The sequence below is a fragment of the Geothrix fuzhouensis genome, assembly GCF_024609325.1.
Lineage (GTDB): Bacteria > Acidobacteriota > Holophagae > Holophagales > Holophagaceae > Geothrix > Geothrix fuzhouensis.
On the sequence record NZ_JANHMQ010000002.1, the window covers coordinates 705,922 to 728,071 of the forward strand.

The following is a 22,150-nucleotide window of genomic DNA, read 5'->3' on the forward strand; positions in this document are numbered from 1 at the left end:
CTAGATCCCGCCGTGCTCCCAGGTGGGCAGGGGCGTGTTATCCAAGGCCACCTCGGTACCATCGTCCAGTACCAGCAGGGGCGGATTCCCAGGACGCAGATCGACGATGGTGCGGCCCAGAAGGCGCTCCCGCTGGTCGTGGTGCCAGGGGATGCCCACGGGATAGGTGCGGCGATAGCTGTCCAGGGGGCCTTCGAGCCGGTAGCAGAGGCGGTGGAGGGCACCTTCGAAGGCGGCTTCGAAGCCCTTGGGCGGTTCCGGATCCAGGCCGGCAGCCCGGAGGAAAGCCTCGGCCGGGGGGAGGTCCCCGGCTCCCCCGGCCACCCAACGGCGCAGGCCGGGTCCGAAGGGGGCGGGACCATCCAGCGCCACGGCCCGGTCCCGGTGGATACCGAGCCAGAGGGACACCCGTCCGCAGGAACCGGCGCCTTCGAAATCGAGGGGCAACTGGGCGTCGTCATGAAAGACCACCGCACGAAGAGGAAGCCACTCGAAGGTCTCGGCCACTTTGGCACCCACGGGACCGAGGCTCTCCTGGCGTAGTTCGGAGACGGCTTCCGCGAAGGTCTGCCGGAGGCTGGCCAGGCTCAGCACGCCCTCCGGGAGGCCCTGGGCGTCCAGGGCGAGGGGCGGTTCGTGCCAGTCCGCCGCGAGGGCCGGGAGCACCTGCTGGAAGAGGATCAGGGCCGGATCCCAGTCCCAGTGGCGGGCGGGCTCGTAGCCCAGCTCCCGGCAGAGGTCGAACCAGGCGCGGTCCGGAGCAGAGGCCCCGGGCAGGTAGATGGACCGGCCATCCAGGAAGATCTCACAGCCCGGCTGAGCCGTCGGGCCCTGCCGCCGACTCAGGCCCAGCTCATGCCGGCCCAGGGTGGCCAGGGTGGTCTCGTGGTACGGATGATCCTCTTGCCGCAACACCTTCAGCGGCGCACCGAGGATCCAGGCGTCCAGGGACATGGCCCCTCCCAGGAAGGCAAGCCTGGGTCGACCCCGGGCTTCCGTCAATCCCAGAAAGAGATTTGTTGGTTGAAAATCAATCGACTCGCTTGAGTTCAATCCCGGGGTAGTAGTGCAGCAGGATCTGCTGGAAGGTGGCGCCCTCGAGGGCCATGCCGTAGGCGCCGGTCTGGCACATGCCCACGCCGTGTCCCCAGCCCCGCCCGTAAAAGACCCACCGGCGCTGGGCGCCCTGGCCCAGGGTGATCCAGCGGAAGACGTTGTCCTTCAGCCCAAGGAGGCCGCGGATGTGCATGCCGCGGACCCGGTGTGGCGCGCCCTGGCTGTCCACGAGGGTCAGGTCCAGCACCCGGCCCTCTTCGTTGTATTGGGCTTTGAGTTCGCGGATGCCGGACACCTTGATGCGTTTGCGCACCAGGGCCAGCAGGTCGGCCTCGGTGTATTCCACGCGCCAGTGGGCCGTGGGGTTGTAGCGGTCCCAGGCCGCGCCATCGGGATCGAGCCGGCGCACCAGCACGCTGGCGGAACCATCCTCGGCCGGGATCCACCTCAGCCGGTCACCCACCTGGATGTCGGCCTTCGGCACCAGGCGCAGGCTGCCGTCGGGCGCCTCCTCCGCGAGGAGCAGCCTCGGCGAGAGAGCCAGGGGTTCGGGGCCGCCCCGCTTCCGGCGCACTTGCCGATCCATCAGCAAGGCGCCCTCGCCGGGGACCAGGGGATCCAGGTCCTGCCACATCCGGCCCAGGGCCAGCAGGGCCTGCCGCAGGGTGGGAGCTTCTTTGGCGGCCCAGGTGGCTGCGGGGACGATGCCTCTTCGGGTGAGGAACGCAGCCAACAGGCGATCGCCCGCGGGCAGGTCGGCGGGCAGGAAGTAGGCGGCATCCTGGGGCCGTTCCTGGCCTTCCACCACCTTATGAAGGCCCAGGGCCCGGGCCAGGGCGAGCGTGAGGTTCCCGGCGCGGTCCAGGGGTGTGGGGTCGATGCCGAGACGCTGCTGGAGGGCCAGCACCGGGGCGGCCAGGTCGTTCGCCGTGGCAGGACGCGCGAGGCGTTCGCTGGAGAGCCATTCCACCGGCACAATGCCCGCCGCAAGCCTCAGCAGCTCCCAGCTGAGCCAGGGCTGCTGGGCCTCGGTCGTGACGATTGCGCCTGAAGCGAAGGGCAGCGTGAGCGGCTTGGCGGGATAGCAGGGAGCCGCCTTCAGATAGGGGGCGTCGCCGCCGAATACGTAGGCCACGTCCACGGTGTGGCCACCGCAATTCGCCATGAAGAGGGCCAGGATGGGCTTGCCGCCATAGGTGGCGAACAGGCCTTCCGTTTCCTGGATGGCCCGGTCCGTGAGGGGCTGCTCGCCGTCGTGCCCGCCGTAGACCTGGTCGGCCACGGTGTCGCCCATGTCGAAGCCATCGGCCAGGCGCTTGCCCCGATTGGCCACGGCGTAGGTTCGCGCTGCCACGGCCTGGGCCTTGAGGGCCTCGAGGGAGGGGAATTCCCAGGCGCCCATCTCCTTGGGCACCACGCCACGGAGGTAGGTCTCCAGGTCGAGGGTGTTCACCACGGTCAGGCGACCCTGGGCGTTGGGGAAGATCTCGACCTTGCCGCGGTAGCGCCCTTTGCCCTGGAGCGAGGTCAGGTCGCCGGAAGGTTTCAACCACACGCCGCCAAGGGGCAGGGCCCGGCGCTCGTAGCGTTCAGTGACCCCGTAGAGGGCCCGGCCCTTGCGGGGCTGGCTATCGCGGGGTTCCGAGGCCACCCACAGTTCGTCGAAACCCAGGTCCTGAAGCTTCTGGAGCAGCGGTTCGGCCTTGGGTGCCTCGGGGAAATGGCCCACCAGCACACGCCAGGTGTCCGCGTCCGGCACCTTGACCCGATTCGAGGGCACCCCCAGCTTCTTCAGGCGCTTCATCAGGGCATCCGCTTCCTCAAGGCCCAGCGGCCGGCCCACCTGGACGCGGTACTCGCTGGTGGGATCGGCGACGCCGCGGCTATCCCACCAGATACGCAGCTTCTCATCCGGGGCCAGTTTCAGCAGGGGCCTGCCCGCACGATCACAGACCTGACCGCCGCCTTCCAGCGACACGATCCATTCCGTGGCCTGGGTATCGAGGCCGATCTTCAGCGGGGGCAGGGCGGCGGAGGCGGAAGCGAGCGATAGAACCAGGGCGGGAACGAAGAGTGGCTTCATCCTTTCCATTGTCCCACGAATCGCGCCAGGGTCTCCCAGCGTCGGGCTCGCAGGGCCTCGACATCGAGCATCAGCCCGTCTGGCCGGCTCCGGTGGAGGAGGAGGGCGATGCAGCTCTGGTCCGCCGGCCGGTAGAAGAGCGCGGGGCCCGTGTAGCCCAGGTGGAACCACCAGCCGGAAGGCCCGCCGGTTTCCGAGCGCAGGGCTGGCGCCGCGGCGGGGAGCGCGTGGGTGGGCTCATCGAGGACATGGATGCCGATGCCCTGAGGGAGTCGCGACAGCAACTGTCCAAAGCGCCCCGTGCCTGAGAAGAGCACCTGGAGACCCAGGCCCCACCGGCTGCCTTGCTCGCCTTCCGCCACGTCCAGCGCCATGCGGTGCGGCCAGCCGGCGGCCACCCAGCGGGTCAAGGCCGCCTCCAGCTGGGGGGCGGTGGTGCCGAAGCCCGCATGCCCCGGCATCCCGGCACGCGCATTGGCATCGTGGGGCAGGTGGGCCGCCCGGGGCGGCAGTGGCGCATCTGTAGCGAGGGTCCAGGCCGCGGCATCGGGACCGTCCGGGACGTATTGGGGTGCCTCCACCCAGGGAGCAGGGCTCAGGCCTGAGGCCAGACCGAGCTTGCGGAAGGGAACGCGGGTTTCAGCCTCCAACAGCTCCGCCAGCAGCCGATAGTTCAGGTCCGAATAGGTGGCCAGGCCGGGCGTCGCGGGACGCAGCAGGGGATGGTCCGGGACTGCGCGGCGCAACTGCGCGGCCACAGCTTCGCCCGTATAGGGCCGCCATGGTGGCAGGCCCGCGCTGTGGGACAGCAGCTGCCGCACGGTCAGCGGCAGCAAGCGGTCATGGAAGCCCAGGGCCCAGCGCCGATCCGCCTCCAGGTCCAGGAAGGCCAGCGCCAGCGGCGCCGTCACCAGGGGCTTGGTGAGAGAGGCGAGGTCGTAGAAGGCGCTCACGCCCTGTTGATCTCCGCGAGGCTCTTGGCCACGGCCTTCTGCACCTGGTCGGCGACGCGCATGGCCTCCTGGCCCTCCTCCCAGGTGACGCCTTCGGTGCCCTGGCCCAGGCAGGCGGCGTGGAAGGCCTCGATCTCCAGGCGCAGGGGCTCGCCTTCCTCGATATCGGCGGTTTCGGGCTGCACTTCGGGGCCGTCGGGGCCCATAACGAGGCGCAGAATTTCCAGTTTTTGGGCGGCGAAGTCGAGGCTGGCGTACTCCTTGTCGCCGAAAGCGCGGAGGGTGCGTTCCTTCTTGCGGGCCACCCGGCTGGCGGTGACGGTGGCGAAGGCGCCGCCCTCGAACTTCAGCCGGGCGTTCACCAGATCAGCATAGGGAGTCAGGACGGGCACACCCACGGCCTCCACCTCGATCACGGGGCGGCCCACCAGGGCACGAAGCAGGTCCAGGTCGTGGATCATCACGTCCATCACCACATCAACCTCGAGGCTGCGGGCCGGGAAGGGGGAGACGCGCACGGCCTCGAGGAAGCGGGGCTTGAAGCCCCGTTCGCGCAAAGCGGTAACGGCTGGGTTGAAGCGCTCCAGATGACCCACCTGGGCCACGATTCCCGGCGTCGCCAAGCGGGCCTGGGCCAGGGCTTTCAGGAGGGCTGACCCCTCGTCGAGGGTCGCGGCCAGGGGCTTCTCCATGAGCACGTGCTTGCCCGCTTTCAGGGCCTGAAGGCCGAGGGCATGGTGGAAGCCCGTGGGTGCGGCGATCTGCACGGCGTCCACCTCCGCCAGCACCTCGTCCAGCGAGGCGGCCCAGGGGGCCTTGAACTTCGCGGCGATCTCGGGGCCCCGGGTGGGATCCGGATCCACCACGGCAGACAGGATCGCGTCCGGTGCGGAAGCCGCAATCCGGGCGTGGTGCTGCCCGAGGTGTCCCACACCGACGACGGCGACGCGCAGCTTGGACATGACAGCCTCCTGATCCATCTGATCCATTGAGCCTACCAGGGCTGCTACCCTGGGATTCCTACTCCCGAGGCGACCATGAACTTCAAGCTCGAAGCTGTGAACCTTGTCCGGTGGCTGCACTTCGTCACCCTCACCGTGGGTGGTGGCGCCGCTGTGGTGGCCCTACTGCTCTCAGGCTTCGAGGAAGGCCGCGAGGATATCCGCGGTCTCGCCGCCACCATCTGGGCCAAGGTGGTGGCCTGGTCCTTCCGGTTGGCGCTCATCGCCGGGATCGGCCTGCTGATCCTGATGATCCAGGGTGGTCAGAACCCCCTGAAGCACGGCCACTACTTCCACATCAAGCTGGTCCTGGTCCTGGTGTTGGTGGGTCTGTCGGAGATGACGCCCAAAGCCCTGGCGGTGGGCAAGCGGGGCACCGCCCTGCTGGCGTTGGTGTTGTTCCTGGCCTCCAGCTTCATTGTCTACAACAAGGGGCTCTTCGGTGGCTCTCCGGCCCCGGCCACAGTGATTCCCGCCACCGCGGACAGCACCTTCACCGCTCGCTGACCTGTGTGGCGCCTGCTTCTTGCCCTGGCGGGGACGACGCTTCTCGCCGGGTGGCCCCAGACCGTCCCTGAACGCACGCAGCTGAAACGCACGTCCACGGTGGCGGAGGTGCGCGCCTTCATGGAGGCCCTGCGAAAGCAGGCCCCGGGCCTGGAGCCCTACCAGCCCAAGGGCGCGCCGCGGGTCACGGAGAGCGGCAAGCCCCTGCTGGCCTGGCGGCTGAAGGGCACGGGGAAGGATCCCATTCGCGTCTACGTGAATGCCAACATCCACGCTGGCGAGGTGGAGGGCAAGGAGGCCATTCAGCAGATCGTCCGGGAGCTGCTCCAGGGGAAGCATCCCCTGTTGCGGCGGAACCTCGATCTGGTGGTGATGCCCGCCTACAACGCCGATGGCACGGACGCGCTGGATCCCGCCATCCGGCCCTGGCAGCCCAATCCCACGGAAAGCGGTGTGGGCCGCCGCGAGAACGCCCTGGGCCTGGATCTCAACCGCGACCTCATGAAGGCCGCCGCGCCGAACACCCGCTGGCTCCTGGCCATGCTGCAGGACTTCGACCCTGCCGCCGTGCTGGACCTCCACACCACCGATGGCAGCACCCACGGCTTCCACCTCACCCACGGCCCCGCCTGCACGCTGGGCGCGGACGAGGGCTTGCTGGCCTTCAATCGGAAGATGCTGGTGGAGGTGCGTGAGCGCCTGAAGGCCGAAGGCATGCCCACCTACGACTACGGCAACTTCGTGCCCTACAAGCCTACGTCGGAGAAGCCGCCCACCGCCTGGGAGACCTACGACGCCCATCCCCGGCTGCTGACCAACTACCCGGCCCTGCGGAACCGCCTGGCGGTGCTTTCCGAGAGCTATGTCTACCGGGCCTGGCCGGACCGGATCTCGGACACCCGCCGCTTCGTGCTGGCCTGCCTGACCTGGATGGCGGAGCACCGGAGCGAGATCCGCGCTCAGATTCACGAAGCCCAGGCTCGTTGGACGGACGGATGGAACCGCGGTCCCGTCACGCTACCCCTTTCCGCGAAGCTGAAAGAAGTCGAACGCGCCGCATTCGACTGGGTGGACCCCATCCGGGATGAAAAGGGCCGCGTGGTGGGCGAGAAGAGCCGCACCCACCTGATCCTGCCCAGCTTCGTGGGTTTTGAGGGGAGGGACTTCGTGTCCGTGCCGGCCGGCTACCTGGTGGATCCAGCCTACGCCGCCACGGTCCGCCCCCTGCTGGAGGCCCATGGCCTGAAGGTGCTGGAAGGCCTCGCCCGGCCGCGGACCCTGCCCCTCCTCCGCTTCGAGGAGACAGGTCGCAAGCTCTCTCCGTCGGCCTACCAGGGCGTGTTCACGCTGGAACTCCAGGGCGCCTGGAAGGCTGGGGCCACGCCGAAGCCGATGGAGCTGCCCTGGACGCCTGCTGACCTGGATCGGGCGCTCTACGTGCCCCTGGACCAGCCCCTCGGCCGCCTCGCCTTCTACCTGCTGGACCCCCGCAGCACCGACAGCCTGTCGTTCTGGGGCCTTTTCCACACGGTCCTGCTCCGGGGCAATGGCATGTGGGGTGAGCCACCCAGGTTTCCCATCCTGGCGGTGGGACAAGGAGATGCTGGCCTTGTGACAACCCAGCCTTCTCCTGCGCCTTTGGCGCAGGAATAGCTCGGGGCGCCGAAAGGCGCCCCGAGGTTGCCGATCTCCAAGTTCGGAACCTCAGTCCTCGGGTTCCTCGTAGTCGCCGTTGTGCCGGGGGTCCCGCTCCACGAGCCCGCGAAGCGGGGGAGTGGGAGCAGGCCGCGGTGCGGCCTGCGATCGCGGGCTGCCAGAAACGCGTGAGACCGGCAAGGCCGGTCGCTCAGCGTTCGCCCGGAGGGCGTGGGGCACGGAACCTCAGTCCTCGGGTTCCTCGTAGTCGCCGTTGTGCCACACGTTCTGCACGTCGTCGTTGTCCTCCAGCAGGTCCACGAGCTTGAGGAAGCTGGCGAGCTTGGAGCCTTCGAGGGCGGTGCTGGTGCTGGGGGCCATGATGATCTTGGCCTCGATGACCGGGAGCTTGGCGGCATCCACGGCATCCTTCACGGCCTGGTAGACCTCGGGACTAGTCTTAATGACCCAGGCCTCACCCTCGTTGACCACATCGTCGGCGCCGGCATCCAGGGCCACTTCCATGACCTTGTCCTCGGAGACTTCAGGTTCGACCACGATCTGGCCCTGCTTGCTGAACAGGTAGGCCACGGAGCCATGGGCGCCCAACTCGCCGCCGAACTTGGTGAAGTAGCTGCGAACCTCAGGGGTGGTGCGGTTCTTGTTGTCGGTCATGGCTTCGACCATGATGGCCACGCCGCCCGGGCCATAGGCTTCGTAGACCACTTCCTCATAGGTCACGCCTTCGAGTTCGCCGGTGCCCTTCTTGATGGCGCGTTCCCAGTTGTCCTTGGGCATGTTGCTGCCCTTGGCCTGGTCCACGGCCAGGCGCAGGCGGGGGTTGGCGTTCACGTCGCCGCCGCCCAGGCGGGCCGCCACGGTGATCTCCTTGAGGATCTTCGTGAACACCTTGCCGCGCTTGGCGTCAGCGGCGCCCTTCTTGTGCTTGATGGTGGACCATTTGCTGTGGCCGGACATGGTGTGGCTCCTTCAATCGTTCATTTCATCCTGTTCAGCAATCGCTCCGCGTTCGCTGAGAAAGTAAAAAAGGGTCATTTCAAGGCTGCGAAATCGGCGCGCACCGGCGATTCCGCATGGGCGTCACCCACGCAGCGCCCGACGCGACACCCGCGCGAAGGCCGGGGCCTCCTGCCGGATCATGGGGCGTTCCAGGAGGAACTGATACCACTGTTCGCCGTAGACCTTCATCTTGAGGGCTTTGCCATTCTGCAGCAGATTGCGATTGGTGATGAGGCGCTCGTCGCCCTTGCAGATGCCGAGGCCCTGATTGAGGACCTCGATGGCCTTGTCCCGCTCACCCATCTCCACCAGCACGTAAGCGTAGACGGCATAGAGCAGGCTCTCCTTCTTGCCGGCCTTCAGGGCCAGGGCGAAGGTCTCCTTGGCCTTCTTCTTCTCGCCGCGCTTCCACTGGAGGATGCCCAGCATGGCCTTGGCGATGTAGTGCTGCATGGAAGCGGACGCGAGCAGGGGCTCAGCCTCCTCGTTCTTCTTGCGGAGGTACTGCACCACGCCGATCTGGCCGTCGATGCTGCCCTTCACGAGGAACTGTTTCGGGGCGAAGCGGTAGCCCTCCTTCATGATCTCGATGGCCTTGTCGAACTGCTGCTTCTTCAGCGACTCGCCCGCGCGGGTGAAGATTTTCTCGAGTTCCTGCTGGACCTTGCGGCCCTGCCAGATGAAAAGTCCGCCACCGGCCAGGATGCCGATGGGAACACTGATCCAAGGGCTGATGTGCAGCACGAAGGACAGCAGGATCACGGCAAGGGCGGCACCCAGGCCGAGCAGGAGATTGATCACGGAGGCTCCGATGGGGCCCGGAACCGGGCCAAAGGGCCATTTTATCGGCCTTCGGGCCCTTTTTCCATGAGGAGCTTCAGGAGCCTACGCGATGACCCCGCTGCGGGAGGGGCTTGGGCGGCGACGGCGAAGCACGCGCTTGGTGGGAACCGCAATGGCCTCCTTGCGGGGCCGGCCAGGCCCGCGCTTCACGGCGGGATCCTTGGGCTTGGCCACCTTACGCACTTTGATCTTCTTCTCTTTCTTCACCCGCTCCCGGCGGACGAGGGCGGCGGCGGCCCGACCGGTGACCACGACCCGGCTGCCGTCCTTGAGCTTCTTGACCTTGCTGCCGGGCTTGCGGCCCCGCTTGAGGCTCATGGACAGAGGTTCCGTCTCCAGCAGTTCCCGTTCGAGCCGAGCCTGCAGTTCCATCATTTCGCCATGATCATTTTCATGGTCATGGCCACAGAGATGGAGGAACCCGTGGATCACCAGGGTCTCCACTTCACGGCGGCGGCTCACGCCAAACTTCTTGGCCATTTTTTCGGCGGTGGGAAGGCTGATCACGATGTCACCAAGGTGAGGAAAGGCCCCTTTCTCCACACTTGAAGGGAAGCTCAGCACATCCGTCGTCATGTTTTTCCCGCGGTGTTCGCGGTTGAGTTTTCTCATGCCACGATCATCGACATAAGTCAGCGATACTCCCTGAGCATCTGGAGCGAGTCGATCCCGCAAGCTATGAAGCAGCTTCCCAAGAGACTGCTCGCCAGGCCCACGCATTTTGCTCCGGCTCGACCAATCGATCTGGAAAGGCAGCTTGGTCTCAGTCATGGCCGGCTCCTGTGGAAGATCAGTCAAAGGGGATTCATCATGAGGGCTTTTGAGCCATTCGTCAACGTCTTCATTCTAGGTGCATGAATTACATCAATTGTTCGCTGTTCAGATGATAGATCGGGCGGGTGACCATTCCAGCTCAAAATGTCACAAAAATGTTGAATCTAAAGAAGAAAAGGATGAGGTGAAGAGGTTTCAATGCTCGAAGGTGATCCCTGGCATCCTGAAGGTATGGAGCCTCGCCTGCCCCCCCATCTGCCAGCCACCCTGCGCCGCTACCTGGTGCTGCTGGACCGCTGGAACCGCACCCATTCCCTGACCTCGCTTCCTCAAGCCGAGCGATGGGAAGAGTTGATTCTGGACGCCGCCGCGATCCTGCCCTTCCTGGCCCCCCTCGCCCCTGGCTGCCGAGTGGCCGACCTGGGGACGGGAATGGGTTGCCCGGCCGTGGTGCTGGCCCTGGCCCGCCCGGATCTGGAAGTACTCGCTGTGGACGCCTCCGCCAAGAAGCTGGCTTTCGTCCGTCAGGCGGCCCTGGAACTCCCGGTGCCCAACCTGAAGCCGGTGCATGGCCGTCTCGAGGATCTGCCACCCTTGGAAGCGGATCTCGGGACTGCCAAGGCGCTGGGATCCCTGGGGCAGCTGACGCAGTGGTGGCTCCGCCACGGCAAAGCGGGGGCCCCCCTGCTGGCCCTCAAGGGGCCGGACTGGACGGGAGAGTCCCTTCCGCCCGGCTGGGAGGCCACGCCCCATCCCTACGCTCTGCCCACCCGGGGACAGCGCGTGGTGGTGGCCCTTCGGCACCCAAACAACTGAGGCCCCCGAGAGAGGGGCCCCAGGGTGGAACGCGTGCCCGCTCAGTGGGTCAGGGTATCGCCGAGGAGGATCTCCTCTGTGGTTCTGAGCAGACGGCAGGTGGCGGTCTGGGCGTCGGTGCGGACCACCAGGGCCTGGCCGATGTAGTGAGTCGTGGTTTCCGTAGCAGCCTTCCGGTCGCCGTCCGGTCCTACTGAGAAGGTCTTTGTGCGGACGGCCAGCAGGACATCACCGACCTTCAAGCCATCGTTGGTGCCCTTGTCCACGATCACCATGTCACCGTTTGCGGTGTGCTGGTGGTTGTCCCGGGCATAGACCACCACGGGTGAATTCGGGGCAACCTTCACGGGGTCGATGATGTCGGTCCTGAGTTGCAGGGGCAGGTTCGCGGGCTCCGTGAACCGCACCAGATGATCGCCCACTTCCACGCCGTCAAGGCACCGCTCAATGGTGGCCACGGAGCCCTTGGCCAGGGGGGTCACCACCCGGATGACCCCGACCTGTTGCACCACGTCACCGAACTTGTGCTTAGTGGTGGGGTGCTGGACTTTGCGCGCGACGGTCTTGAGGATGAGGAACCGGTCGCCGACCTTCACGCCCTGCTCGCTGCCGGCGTTCATGTAGACCGTCTCACCCTCCAGGAGGAAGCGGCGGTCATCGCGACGGTTGCCGGTTAGGGTGAAGGCGCCCTGATTCTTGTAGTGCGCCTCGGCGCCTTCAGGGGCAAAGAAGGGCAGTTGGATAAAATCCTGGAAACTGAAGGCGAGTTCCGGCCGTCGTAAGGCGCTTGAATCCGCACGGCGCCGATCGGGCTGGAGGCCGGAAACTGACTCAGGAACGGAACCGGCGGTGGCCACGGCGCGGCTCAGATCGATGATCAGGGGATCCCCGGGGTAGATCCAATGCGGGTCCTTGATCCACTGGTTCAATTCCCAGATCTGGGGCCAGGCGTAGGGGTTGCCGAGGTACTTGCCGGACAGGTCCCAGAGGGTGTCGCCCTTCTCGACGATGTGGGTGCGGGAGCCTTCAGGTACCGTGAGTTCCTTGGGATAATCCCATTTCGAGCTGTGGGTCTCGACCTTGATCGTGCCAGCGGGCTCCTGGGCCACAAGGCCCGGAGCAGCGAGTGCCAGGACCATGAGGAGACCGGGCGCCACCGCGAGGGCGCGCCGCCGACCGACAGACAGACGATTAGGCTGGTGCATCAGGAACCCCCAGGGGATTAGGTGGTGCTGATTATAGGTCTTCGACGCGGATCATATCTGAAAATAATGCCAAGCGGTTGCGAACTTCATCCTGAGAAATCTGCTCGAGTCGTTCCGTGGAGAACTGCTCCACGGTGAAACTGGCCATGACCGAGCCCACCAGGGTCGCGTGCTTCAGGGCGGTGACGTCCGTGCGCTCAATCCAGGCCAGGTAGCCCAGGAAGCCCCCGGCGAACGTGTCCCCGGCGCCCGTGGGATCGAAGACACTCTCCAGCGGGTAGGCCGGAGCGGCAAAGATCCCTTCTGGTGTGAAGAGGGCCACGCCGTACTCGCCGCGCTTCACCACCAGCGTGCTTGGGCCAAGCGCCCGGACCTTCTTGTAGGCCTTGATCAAGCTGTATTCCTGGGTGAGTTCCCGCACCTCGGCATCGTTCACCAGGAGGATGTCGACCTCCCGGAGGACGGCCTCCAGGGCCGGGCGGGCCCCGCGGATCCAGTAATTCATGGTGTCCAGGGCGATCCAGCGGGGCCGCCTGGTCATCTGACGCACCACATCCAACTGCAGGACCGGGTCGATGTTTCCAAGGAACAGGTAATCGGATTCGCGGTAGTTGACGGGCAGGTTGGGCTTGAAGTCCGCGAAGACGTTCAGGTCCGTAGCCAGGGTCTTGGCCTCGTTCAGGTCATACCCGTAGGCGCCCTTCCAATGGAAGCTCAGGCCCTTGACCTTTGAAAGGCCCGTCAGGTCGATGGGCCGGCCTTCGAAGACCCGCATCTGGTCGGAGCCGAAATCCTCGCCCACCACGGCGACGATGCGTACAGGGTGGAAGCGGCTGGCGCTCAGGGAAAAGTAGGTCGCGGAGCCGCCCAGGGCGTGCTCACGCCTGCCGAAGGGCGTCTCCAGGTCATCAAAGGCCACACTGCCGACCACGAGCAGACTCATCGGGAGGCTCCATCAAACTCGAATTAGGATTGGGGCTGGGAGGGGGTGAGATAAAGCAGCCAAGCCTGGCTGCCACCCATGGGCACCGGCGCCTGGGCGTAGCGCGCCACCGTGGGAAGTTCCCCAGAGGCCAGCAGGGCCAGCAGGCCCTCATGGAGCTGCGGGGCCGGGCCGAGGATGACCTGGAGGGTGCGCCAGCCCAGCACGAGACCGTCTCCCAGGCGGTCCTGTAGCCGGTCCATGGCGTCCTGCAGCGTATGCCCTCGCAGGTCCAGCACGCCGTCCACTTCGATCGCCATGCCTGCCGCCAGCTGGAACCGGACCGGCAGGGGGGAGGGCGGGGGAACGTCCTGGTCAGCGGGAGCCAGATGCACCGGTGCCGCTTCGGCCACCGGAGGTTCGGTCGGAAGCGAAGGGGCCGCTGTCACGGGAGGTGCGACAGGGGATGGTGGGGCCTGGGCCGGGGCGGCCTTGGCCATCGGCCCTCGGGACAGCGGCTTCAGACCCTTCAGATCCTTGAGGGCTTCTTCGAAGGTTTCCGGTGGGGTGGGGGGAGCAGGTGGCTGGGCGGGGGCCTGGGCTGCTGAGATGGGGGCCGGTACGGGGCCAGCCGGGGCTGGGCGGGGGGAGGGCCCGGGTTTCAGCCCCATAGCCGAAAGGAAGACCGCATCCTCGTCAATCAGGCTGCCGGGCCCCTGGGGTTTGGGCGCGGGTTTGGGCGGGGGCTTGGGCGTAGGAGAAACCGGCTCCTCCGGCTTCAACTGCTGCTTCAACTTCGCCAGATCCTGCTTCCACGCCATGAACCATCCTCGTCTCGTCCAGAGTAGGCCATCGGGGCCCCGGCCCAAAGCCTGGTGTTGCAATCCCGCACCACACCGAGGCAAATCGCAGCAATCGCCGTAGGTCCTCAACCGGAGTATGCTGCGCTGGATCTAAGGATTGACGGCGCTTGCCGTAAGCTGGCACGCCCTTCGCTCCGTAGCTCACTCGCCACATCCACTGGAGGCCTTATGCGCCGAACCACGATGCTCTTGTTGCCGCTGCTGCTCGCCTCAGGAGCCGCGCTTCACGCCCAGAGCCCACACGTGGGCTTCAGCCTGAACCTGGTGATCCCCACTGGGGAGTTCGCCAGCACGACCTACCCTGCCTACCTCAACACCTCGGGGAACCTGGTTCCGCCGCAGAAGGAGACCTACGACGTGGGCCTCGGCGGCAGCTTCACGGTCAGTTTTCCTGTGGACCGGACTCTGGCCATTCGGCTGAACCTGAGCGGTTCGGCCGAGAATGGAACCAACCGGGCCCCAGGGTACGACACCATCAACCTGCGCCACTCCATGTTCAACCTGGGTGGTGATCTGCAGATCTTCCCGGATGGCACGGCCTTCCGCCACCGGGGGCTCTACTTCGTGGTGGGGCTCTCCGCTGACTTCGAACAGTTCGACCGCAGCTTCGGGGATCCCCTCTACGACTACACGGATACCACCCGGAAGAGCCGGATGGGCGGGTCCATCGGCCTCGGGCACAGCTTCGGCTACGATGCCGGGACACGGTTCACCCTGGAAGCCACCTTCCACAAGACCCTCACTGCCCACGATGTGGAGGCCGGCGATCCCCCCGCCACGGACTTCGTGAAAGTCGGCTTCGGTTTCGTCTTCTGAACCGTCTCGCCCCATGAAAAAGCGGCCCTCGCGGGCCGCTTTTTCATGGATGGAACTGATCATTTCTTAGCAGCAGCTTTCTTCTTCCGGGCCTTGGGCTTGACGGGTGCGGGTTCCTCGTCCTTGCCCAGGAGGCCGCTCACCAATCGGGCGACCCCCTTGTTGGCGGGATCGAGCTTCTGGAGGCGGCGGGCATAGGCCAGACGTTCCGACTGGGGCCGGGCATCGTCGGCCTTCACCTGCTCCAGCTTTCCCGCCACGAAGCTGGCGGTACCCCCAGCTTCAGCTATCTCTGCCTTTTCCCGATCAAGGAAGGCCTTCCAGTCCGCGGCGGCCTTGGTGGTGCTGTCCTTGGTCTGGCGCAGGCGGACGAGAATGCCATCAATGTCTTTCAGGGCGCGTTCGCTATGGGCTATGGCGGCCTTCTGCTCGTCTGTGAAGATCCTGAGCTGCTGGCGGAGCTTCATCTGATCCTGGTTCAAACCAGGGGCTTCCTCCAGTTCCTTGAGCCGTGGCGCCTGCTTGTCCATGGCATCCCGGAATTCCCGCAGCTTGAGTTCGTGTTCATTGCGGGTCTTGGCCAACAGGGGCTCGGCGGTGGCCAGATTCTCTTCTGCGGCGGCCTGAGCCTTCTGCAGATGGACGAGGGCTTCCTCCCAGCTGCCTTCGGCTACACAGGCGCGGGCGGCCAGGCTGCGCAGGGCTGCCAGGGCGTGCATGTCGTTGTAGTCGGAGGGATTGACCGTGAGGCCTTCCCGACCCAGGAGGGCCTCCACCCCGCGACGGACCGTGGCGGCGTCGCCCCGCTCCAGCTGGAGCTCCCAGGGGCCCCGGACCTCCTTGAAGCGGTCGGTGAGACTCTGGGCACCCAGGCTCGTGGCCAGGGCACAGGCAAGCAGGAATCCGAGGCGGCTCATGGTCGCTCCTTCCAAGTCATGTGCGACAGGGTCACTTCTTTTTGGCGGCCTTCTTCGCGGGCCTGGCTTCCTTGGCGAAGGGCTCCTTGCCTTGCTTCAGGTTCTCCAGGGCCTTCGCGGCACCCGCGTTGCCGGGATCCAGCACCAGCAGGCGGTTGAGGAAGGCGGCCTGGGTCTGGGTGCCGTTCAGCTTGGTGACGTTCTCGTGATTGCGAAGGACCGCGTCCACCCAGGTCTTCTTCCCGACGATCTTCGCCTTCTTCATCACCTGCTCGGTGTTGAACTTGGTGATCTCGTCGTTCTGGCTGGCCAGGACTGCCTTGGCCTTCGCGAGGGAGGTCTCGGCGGCCTTCACCATGCCCTCGGCCTCCTTGCGATTGTCGGCGAGCACCTTGGCCACCTTCGGAGCATTGACGAGGTTCTGCTTGTGGACCGGCAGGGCAGCGTTGATCTGGTCGAGTTCCAGCTGCTGCTCGGGGGCCTTGCCTGCTCGGGCCTTGAGGTCTTCCAGGCCTTTGGCATCAGGCTTCTTTGTCTTCGCGTTCACCGCGGCGATCTCTTCCTTGAGGCCGTTCAGCGTGGTCTGTAGTTCCTGCTGGCGGGCAGCGTTCTTGGCGAGGTAGTCCTGGGAATCCTTAGCAGCCTTATCCCACTGCGCGGCGATGGGTGCCTGGGCCTTGTCTAGATCAGCCTTGATGCCCTGGGCAACCGTGAGTCGCTTCTGCTGGATCTCGACAGCCTTCTCCCACTGGCCGGCCTCGGCCGCAGTATTGGCCCAGAGGCGGTAGAAGGACAGGAGGCCCTGGGCGTTGTCCATGCTCTGGCCGATGGTCTGCAGGTTGGTGCCATTGAAGGCAGGGCGCTCGGCGGGGATCAGGCCCTCCACCTTCGTCATGGCCTGCTGGGCCTGGAAGGTCTTGAGCATCTGGTTGATGCCCGGGAGTTCTGCGTTGAACCGCTGGGTCAGGTCAGCGGGGGCCGGGGCCTGGGCCACTAGCGCCACCGCGGGGAAGAGGAGGAAGGGCATCGGGCGCATGGGCACTCCACATAAGTCCAGGCTCCAGGGTAGCGAAAAGGCCCCGGGCCTGTCCGTCGCCCTGACAATTTGTGATGGGATCAGTGGCCGGCGCGTTTTTCCTCGAGTTCCAGCCAGGCCTCTTCCAGGACCTCCAGGGCCGCCTTTAGCCCATCCCGATCCCGCAGGGCCTGGTGGCCAGGGCTGTCCGCGCGGAGGAAGGCGGCGGGATCAGCCAGCAGCCCATCCAGTTCCGTGAGCCGGGCGTGGAGGACCTCCAGTTCCAGTTCCACCTCAGCGAGGCGCCGCTGCTCCTTCTGGGAGAGCCCAGGTTTCCGGGTGCGGGGTGCATCCACCTTGGCCACCACCCGCGAGCTCTCGGCCTTCGGTGCCTCCTGGGCCGCCGCCCGGGCCTCCCGCAGGCTGCGCACGGTCGAGGGTGCCCCTTCATACAATTCCCAGCGCGGGGTTCCGGCGGGGTTCCAGGCCAGGGTGTGGGTGGCCACCTGGTCCAGGAAGAAGCGGTCATGGCTCACCAGCAACAGGGTGCCGCTGAAACCCAGGAGGGCCTCTTCCAGGTTCTGGAGGGTGGGGATGTCCAGGTCGTTGGTGGGCTCGTCCAGCACCAGGAGGTCCGCGGGACTCAGCATGGCCTTGGCCAGCAGGAGCCGGTTCCGCTCGCCACCGCTGAGGGTGGCGGCCGGGCGCGCCTGCTGGTCCACGGGGAAACCGAAGCGGGTGAGGTAGACGTGGGCCAGCAGGGTGCCGTTTCCGGTGTCCACCACCGCAGCGCGCTCCGCGAGGTTGTCGAGGATGCTGCGGCCTCCATCGAGCTCACCGCGACCTTGGGAGATGGTGGTGGTGGCGAGCTTGGGGTGGCGGACGGCCTCGCCCGCGGAGGGTTCAAGCTCGCCCAGCAGCACCTTGAGCAGGGTGGACTTTCCACAGCCGTTGGGCCCCAACAGGGCGATGCGCATGCCGCGCTGGAGGCTGAGGTCCAGCCCGCCCAACAGCTCCTCGCCGCCGGGATAGGCGAAGCGCAGTCCTTCGGCGCGGATCAGGGCGTCGCTGCGGTTGCCGCCGGTGGCGAAGGTCAGCCCTTGCCGGAGCTCCAGGCGGGTGCGGTCCTCCACATCATCCTTTAGGTCCAACACTTCCTGGATGCGGAGCTTGGACTTGCGGGTGCGGGCCTTGGCGCCGCGGCGCAGCCAAGCCATCTCACGGCGCAGGCGGTTCTGCATGTGTTCCGTGAGCCGGGACTCGCGAAATTCCCGGTCCGATTTCTCCAGCAGGTAGTCGCTGTAGCCACCCTCGTAGCTGCGGAGGGCGCCGTCCTCCAGTTCGAGCATCCGGGTCGCGACCGCGTCCAGCAGGTGGCGGTCATGGGTGATGAGGAGAAGGGCCCCACCATAGGCCTGGAGCCAGGCTTCGAGCTTTTCCACCTGGTCCGGATCCAGGTGGTTGGTGGGTTCGTCCAGCACCAGGACATCCGGCTCTTTGAGCCAGGCCTGGGCCAGGGCCACGCGCTTGCGCCAGCCGCCGGAGAGGGTTTCCACTTCAACCTCGAGATCGACCAGGCCCCAGGTGGTGGCCGCCGCTTTCAGGCGCGGCTCCAGGTCCCAACCCCAGCGTTCGATCTGGTGCTCCACGTTTTGCAGTTCGTCAAGAAGTCGGGCCTCGGTTTGCCCAGAGGCCCCGTGAAGGTCTTCGTGGATCGCCTGATGGCGCGCCAGCAGGAGGGCGTGATCAGCCAACGAGGCCTCCAGGGCCTGCCGGATGCTGGCGCCCGGTACGAAGTGAGGTTCCTGGCTCAGGCGGGCGATGCGGAGGCCCTGGGTGATGACCACCTCACCGGAATCGGGGGTTTCGTCACCGGTCAGCAGCCGGAACAGCGTGCTCTTCCCCGCGCCGTTGCGACCGATGAGGCCAACTTTTTCATCCTGGAAGAGACCGAGGCTCAGTCCGTCCAGAATGGCTGTCGCGCCATATCGTTTCGTGACATTGATCAAACTAAGGGCGATAGCGGGCAAGAAGGGCTCCTACGACCTTCCAGAATCCCACGGATAGGGAGATGCTTGCCGGCAAAGAATCCGTGAGGTAGCCATGTCCCTTCAGGAAGAACTTCAGATGTCGAAACTCCCCGCTCCGGGCGTTCAGTTGATGCTTCAGCTGATGCTGACGAGGGAGGCCGTCGTCCGGGTCCAGGAGCGGCTTTTCGAGGCCCATGGACTGACGATCCAGCAGTACAACGTCCTGCGCATCGCCCGCGGCGGCCCGGTCAAGGGCCATCCCATCTATGAGATCGAGCGGAGGATGATCTACCGTTTCGCAAATGTGACGCGGCTGGTGGATCGTCTCGAAGCGCAGGGGCTGCTCAAGCGGGTGGCCGATCCCAAGGATCGCCGCGTGAGCCGGGTGGTCATCACCCCCAAGGGGCGCCGCCTCATGGACCGCCTCGACGAGCCTGTGAAGGCCATGGCCACGCAGCTCACCAGCTGCTGTGACGAGCAGGAGTGCCTGCACATCTCGAACTGGCTGGAGCGCCTGCGGGAACACTGCACCCAGCAGGAAGGGTTTCAGGAAGAACTGGTGGGCGCCATCAACTGATCCAGCAGCTGGTAGGCGGCGACCTCGGAGACGCTGTCCAGGCGCAACCAGCGCCCCTGGCCCAGATCCATCCACAAGCGGTGGGTAGCCGGATCCCACCAGCCCTCCCGGAAGGTATGCGGGCCCGCCAGTCGCCGGTTCCCTTTTAGCTGGGTCTGCCCAGGGCGCGACACGGCCTCGACGGACCAAATCCGGTTCAAGGTGAGGGCACCGTGGTCCAGGTGCCATCGGCCGCCCGGAAGGCGCAGGCGGCTGCCATCGGATGCCGTGACCTGATCGCCTTCGATGCGGGTGCCTGCGCCCCAGGGCGCCGTGCCTTCCCGTTCCGGGATCCAGCGGACGCCTGAAAAGGCCAGGGCCGCGCTGTCCCAGCCCACGCTCCCGAGGTCGGAGAGATCCGTGTCACCGAGCTTGATCCGGAAGGCCGAGGCCGGCGCCTGGTCGAACGTGGGATCCACCGGCACCCAGCGGTCCCGCAGCTTCACCTCGACCCAGAAGTGCAGACCCAGGGTGTCGCCCAGGCCCACCCAGCCGGTGACGCCGCGGGCGGGGACGCCCAGGCGTCGCAGCAGGGCCACGGCGAGGACGCCGTGTTCGGTGCAGTCGCCCCGGGGCGTGCGGCAGACCTCCAGGGCAGAGGCAAAGCCCACGGTGAAATCCTTCTCGGTGATCCAGTCGAAGACAAAGGAGGTCACCCGCTTCGCCAGCTCCCAGCGCGGCAGTCCCGGGGGCAGGGCCAGGCGCTGGAGGAGGCCGTTGAAGGCTGGATCGCGAAAGGGCACCAGGGGGCTGGATGCCAGGTAGCGGGCCTCTTCCCCCGTCGGGCTGCCCGTCACCGGGAGCTGGGCGGCCTCGGCGGCACTGGGTGCCACGGCGCGCACCAGGCGCCATCGCCCCCCGGGCAGCCGGATCTGCTGGGCATCCTCCGGCAGTATGGGCACGGCGCCCTCGGCCCTCAGCGTCAGGCTCCGCAGCCAGGGCTGAAAGGGGTGGGGTGGCAGCCTCTGGAGGGTGCGCTCGAAGAAGCCTTCCGTATCGCCGGCACGGGCTTTGGGCGGGGGGAGTTCAGCGCGCTGCATCAGGATGGTGAGGCCACCCAGCTCGGTGCTCTGGCGGAGCTCGCCCGCGCTCGGGGAGATCCAGGCTTCCACTGGGGCCGTCGAGGCACCTTGGGTCTCCTGTCCGGTGAAATGCACGGCGTCCGGGAAGCCCGGCAGGGGATCGGGCCCCGCGGGTGCGAGGGTGAGGGTGCTCCATTGCTGGACGGGGAAGGAGAAGGTGATGGCCTGGATGGGCCGGCGCAGCCGGGCGGCTTCCATCAGGCGGGCGTCGAGCTCCTCGGGCCAGAGCACGGCTCCGGCGGGCACCTGGGTGCGCAGGGCGGCCCCATTCAGGGGATGGAGGCTCAGCGAGCCCGGGTCCGCCGGCGACCATTCCGCCCTGCCTTCGAAGGGCTCTTTGGACAGTTGCAGCCGCCAGGTGAAAGTCAGTGAGCCATCGGGAGCCCGCCGAGCGGTCTGGTCGACTTCCTGTCGGATCTCCTGCCCGAGACGTGAGATGGACATCCACTCGCGATTCCGCACCTCGCGGGCTTGCCCCAGGGCCTTCGCCTCCTGGGAGGCACCACCCACTTCCTGGCCACCCACCCACTGCCGGAAAGTCCGGGTCGGAGCTTCCTGGGCGAAGAGCCGAGACCCTTGGGTGAGGAGTAGAACTCCGCTGATGGCCGCCACGAAAAGGGGGAATGCACGCATCCCCCCAGTCTACCGGTCCGTGGCGCGTCGATCAGCCGGCCATTCCCATGGCCATGCGGAAGTGGCGCAGGCGCTCCTGGCGATGGGCCTGGCGGATGGCTCGGAGTTCGGCGGCCTTGCCCCGCTGCTCCGGCGTGAGCACGGCCTGCACCTCCTGGTGGACGGCTCTGCCCGCCAGCAGCAGGTCAAACCGGGCCGCGGAGGCCTTGTCGTGCAGCACGCGGAGCTGGGCCTCGGGCGTGGCGGGATCCTGGAGCGCGGCCCGGAGGGCGGCTTGAGCCTGCCGGGCTTTGTCCCGATGCGCCACGAGGTCGGGCCGATGCTTCTCGCGGATGGCCTGGATGCTGGTTCGCTGGGCCTCGGTGAGATTCAGGACCCTGGCCATCCAGCCATCCCGGGGGCCCGGCGCGGGCTGGGCCAGGATGGGCATGACGGCGAGAGACAGGATCGCGAAGGGTCGGAACAGGGATGTCATGGCCATCTCCTTGGCAGGCGGGCTCAGGAGCCTCGCCATGTGAGACACGGCTCCGGGGTTTCGGTTGAATCCGGGCAGACTGGATGGGTGCTCCGGACCTACGCCGCCATCGTGCTCAAGGCCGTGCCCTTTGCCGAGGGCGGGGCCGTGGTGTCGTTCCTTTCCGAGCATGGGGAGCGCCTGTCGGGTCTGGCCAAGGGGGTGAAGAAGCCCACGGCCAAGTGGGTGGCGGCCTTCGAGCCCCTGAGCATGGTGCGGGTGAGCTTCTTCGGGAAGGAGCAGACCGATTTGAAGCGAGTCACCCGTTGTGAGCTGGCCTTTAGCCCCCTCACCCTGGGCCACCTGGAGTGCAGCCTGGTGATGGCCTGCCTGGCGGACCTCTTCGACCGGGTGGCCAAGGAGGGTGTAGAGGATGACCGTCTCTACCGCCTGCTCAGCGCCTGCGGACGGGCCCTCAAGGCGGACCCGGACAACGCCTTGGGGATTCTGGCCTACGCTGAGCACTGGCTGCTGCACTGCCTGGGGCTGCTGCCTCATCCGAGGGTGTGCGGGCGCTGCGGGAACGCAACCGCGCCCCTGGCCCTCCTCAGCCAGGACCACGGCTGGTGTTGCAGGGAATGCACCCCGGTGGATCCGACGGAGGCCTTGCCGCCCGGAGCCCGGGAACACTTGCGCCGACTTAGGGCCGGGGGCGCGGAGGTCGCACCCCGGCCGGATCCCGCCGACGAGGCCCAGACTGCCATCACCGCCCTCCTGCGGGCCCGCCTGCTCCAGGAACTGGGGGGTGGTCTGCGGAGCTACGACGTGCTCTGGCGGACACTCTAATACTTGGCCAGGAAGGCCCGCGAGCCGATGAAGTGCCAAGACTTGAGGGGGCGCATGCGGCTG

21 protein-coding genes are annotated in these 22,150 nt (G+C 66.6%); 6 read left to right on the top strand and 15 right to left on the bottom strand.

Annotated elements, in window-relative coordinates:
• From NOV74_RS10475 to NOV74_RS10490, 4 genes are all read right to left on the bottom strand, one after another.
• Complete coding sequence (locus NOV74_RS10475) at positions 1-954, bottom strand: hypothetical protein (RefSeq protein WP_257311991.1); 954 nt, start codon at positions 952-954, stop codon at positions 1-3.
• A gap of 76 nt (positions 955-1,030) precedes the next feature.
• On the bottom strand, positions 1,031-3,139 hold the full coding sequence (locus NOV74_RS10480; protein ID WP_257311994.1) for a SpoIID/LytB domain-containing protein: 2,109 nt from the start codon (positions 3,137-3,139) through the stop codon (positions 1,031-1,033).
• Positions 3,136-4,092 (bottom strand): serine hydrolase domain-containing protein, encoded by a 957-nt coding sequence (locus tag NOV74_RS10485; RefSeq protein ID WP_257311996.1) that lies wholly within the window; start codon positions 4,090-4,092, stop codon positions 3,136-3,138. The genes NOV74_RS10480 and NOV74_RS10485 overlap by 4 nt, the downstream gene beginning before the upstream one ends.
• The gene (locus NOV74_RS10490) at positions 4,089-5,054 is read right to left on the bottom strand and encodes a Gfo/Idh/MocA family oxidoreductase (RefSeq protein WP_257311999.1); all 966 of its coding nucleotides are present in this window, start codon (positions 5,052-5,054) and stop codon (positions 4,089-4,091) included. The genes NOV74_RS10485 and NOV74_RS10490 overlap by 4 nt, the downstream gene beginning before the upstream one ends.
• A 75-nt stretch (positions 5,055-5,129) precedes the next feature.
• Between NOV74_RS10490 and NOV74_RS10495 the strand changes: the two genes are divergently transcribed.
• The gene (locus NOV74_RS10495; RefSeq protein WP_257312002.1) at positions 5,130-5,600 is read left to right on the top strand and encodes a hypothetical protein; all 471 of its coding nucleotides are present in this window, start codon (positions 5,130-5,132) and stop codon (positions 5,598-5,600) included.
• Positions 5,601-5,603: 3 nt separating this feature from the next.
• A complete protein-coding gene (locus tag NOV74_RS10500) occupies positions 5,604-7,253 on the top strand; it encodes a M14 family zinc carboxypeptidase (RefSeq protein ID WP_257312004.1) in 1,650 nt (549 codons plus the stop codon).
• A 228-nt stretch (positions 7,254-7,481) separates the two neighbouring features.
• Here NOV74_RS10500 and NOV74_RS10505 read toward each other — a convergent pair whose 3' ends face one another.
• The 3 genes from NOV74_RS10505 to ybeY all read right to left on the bottom strand — a co-directional run bounded on the left by NOV74_RS10505 (position 7,482) and on the right by ybeY (position 9,869).
• The gene (locus NOV74_RS10505; protein ID WP_257312006.1) at positions 7,482-8,213 is read right to left on the bottom strand and encodes a YebC/PmpR family DNA-binding transcriptional regulator; all 732 of its coding nucleotides are present in this window, start codon (positions 8,211-8,213) and stop codon (positions 7,482-7,484) included.
• Between the two features lie 123 nt (positions 8,214-8,336).
• Positions 8,337-9,056, bottom strand: coding sequence for a tetratricopeptide repeat protein (locus NOV74_RS10510; protein WP_257312008.1), 720 nt, complete (start codon positions 9,054-9,056; stop codon positions 8,337-8,339).
• Between the two features lie 84 nt (positions 9,057-9,140).
• The gene (gene ybeY, locus NOV74_RS10515) at positions 9,141-9,869 is read right to left on the bottom strand and encodes an rRNA maturation RNase YbeY (protein WP_306672404.1); all 729 of its coding nucleotides are present in this window, start codon (positions 9,867-9,869) and stop codon (positions 9,141-9,143) included.
• A 201-nt stretch (positions 9,870-10,070) separates the two neighbouring features.
• Between ybeY and NOV74_RS10520 the strand changes: the two genes are divergently transcribed.
• On the top strand, positions 10,071-10,688 hold the full coding sequence (locus NOV74_RS10520; protein ID WP_257312010.1) for a 16S rRNA (guanine(527)-N(7))-methyltransferase RsmG: 618 nt from the start codon (positions 10,071-10,073) through the stop codon (positions 10,686-10,688).
• Positions 10,689-10,729: 41 nt separating this feature from the next.
• Here NOV74_RS10520 and NOV74_RS10525 read toward each other — a convergent pair whose 3' ends face one another.
• From NOV74_RS10525 to NOV74_RS10535, 3 genes are read right to left on the bottom strand one after another with little or no spacing between them, the layout of a single operon-like run.
• The gene (locus tag NOV74_RS10525; RefSeq protein WP_257312013.1) at positions 10,730-11,893 is read right to left on the bottom strand and encodes a LysM peptidoglycan-binding domain-containing protein; all 1,164 of its coding nucleotides are present in this window, start codon (positions 11,891-11,893) and stop codon (positions 10,730-10,732) included.
• Positions 11,894-11,924: 31 nt separating this feature from the next.
• Entirely contained in the window at positions 11,925-12,836 is a 912-nt protein-coding gene (locus NOV74_RS10530) for a PfkB family carbohydrate kinase (protein ID WP_257312016.1), read from the bottom strand.
• Positions 12,837-12,859: 23 nt separating this feature from the next.
• A complete protein-coding gene (locus tag NOV74_RS10535; RefSeq protein ID WP_257312019.1) occupies positions 12,860-13,636 on the bottom strand; it encodes a Smr/MutS family protein in 777 nt (258 codons plus the stop codon).
• Positions 13,637-13,846: 210 nt separating this feature from the next.
• Here NOV74_RS10535 and NOV74_RS10540 point away from each other — a divergent pair, with 210 nt between their 5' ends.
• Positions 13,847-14,494: a hypothetical protein gene (locus NOV74_RS10540; protein WP_257312022.1), complete on the top strand. Its 648-nt coding sequence runs from the start codon at positions 13,847-13,849 to the stop codon at positions 14,492-14,494.
• 59 nt (positions 14,495-14,553) lie between these two features.
• Here NOV74_RS10540 and NOV74_RS10545 read toward each other — a convergent pair whose 3' ends face one another.
• The 3 genes from NOV74_RS10545 to NOV74_RS10555 all read right to left on the bottom strand — a co-directional run bounded on the left by NOV74_RS10545 (position 14,554) and on the right by NOV74_RS10555 (position 18,456).
• Complete coding sequence (locus tag NOV74_RS10545; RefSeq protein ID WP_257312025.1) at positions 14,554-15,411, bottom strand: hypothetical protein; 858 nt, start codon at positions 15,409-15,411, stop codon at positions 14,554-14,556.
• Positions 15,412-15,442: 31 nt separating this feature from the next.
• A complete protein-coding gene (locus tag NOV74_RS10550; protein ID WP_257312028.1) occupies positions 15,443-16,447 on the bottom strand; it encodes a hypothetical protein in 1,005 nt (334 codons plus the stop codon).
• 80 nt (positions 16,448-16,527) lie between these two features.
• Positions 16,528-18,456, bottom strand: a complete 1,929-nt coding sequence (locus NOV74_RS10555) for an ABC-F family ATP-binding cassette domain-containing protein (RefSeq protein WP_257312030.1) — start codon at positions 18,454-18,456, stop codon at positions 16,528-16,530.
• A gap of 73 nt (positions 18,457-18,529) precedes the next feature.
• Between NOV74_RS10555 and NOV74_RS10560 the strand changes: the two genes are divergently transcribed.
• A complete protein-coding gene (locus NOV74_RS10560) occupies positions 18,530-19,033 on the top strand; it encodes a MarR family winged helix-turn-helix transcriptional regulator (RefSeq protein ID WP_257312032.1) in 504 nt (167 codons plus the stop codon).
• Here NOV74_RS10560 and NOV74_RS10565 read toward each other — a convergent pair.
• Together NOV74_RS10565 and NOV74_RS10570 are read right to left on the bottom strand one after the other, a co-directional pair.
• Positions 19,003-20,787, bottom strand: coding sequence for a transglutaminase family protein (locus NOV74_RS10565; RefSeq protein WP_257312034.1), 1,785 nt, complete (start codon positions 20,785-20,787; stop codon positions 19,003-19,005). The genes NOV74_RS10560 and NOV74_RS10565 overlap by 31 nt on opposite strands.
• 31 nt (positions 20,788-20,818) lie before the next feature.
• Positions 20,819-21,262 carry a Spy/CpxP family protein refolding chaperone gene (locus NOV74_RS10570; RefSeq protein ID WP_257312036.1) on the bottom strand — a complete coding sequence of 148 codons (444 nt, stop codon included), beginning with the start codon at positions 21,260-21,262 and terminating at the stop codon, positions 20,819-20,821.
• Positions 21,263-21,349: 87 nt separating this feature from the next.
• On the opposite strand from NOV74_RS10570, the gene recO reads away from it, so the two are divergent.
• The gene (gene recO / locus NOV74_RS10575; RefSeq protein WP_257312041.1) at positions 21,350-22,087 is read left to right on the top strand and encodes a DNA repair protein RecO; all 738 of its coding nucleotides are present in this window, start codon (positions 21,350-21,352) and stop codon (positions 22,085-22,087) included.
• The last annotated feature ends 63 nt before the right edge of the window (positions 22,088-22,150 follow it).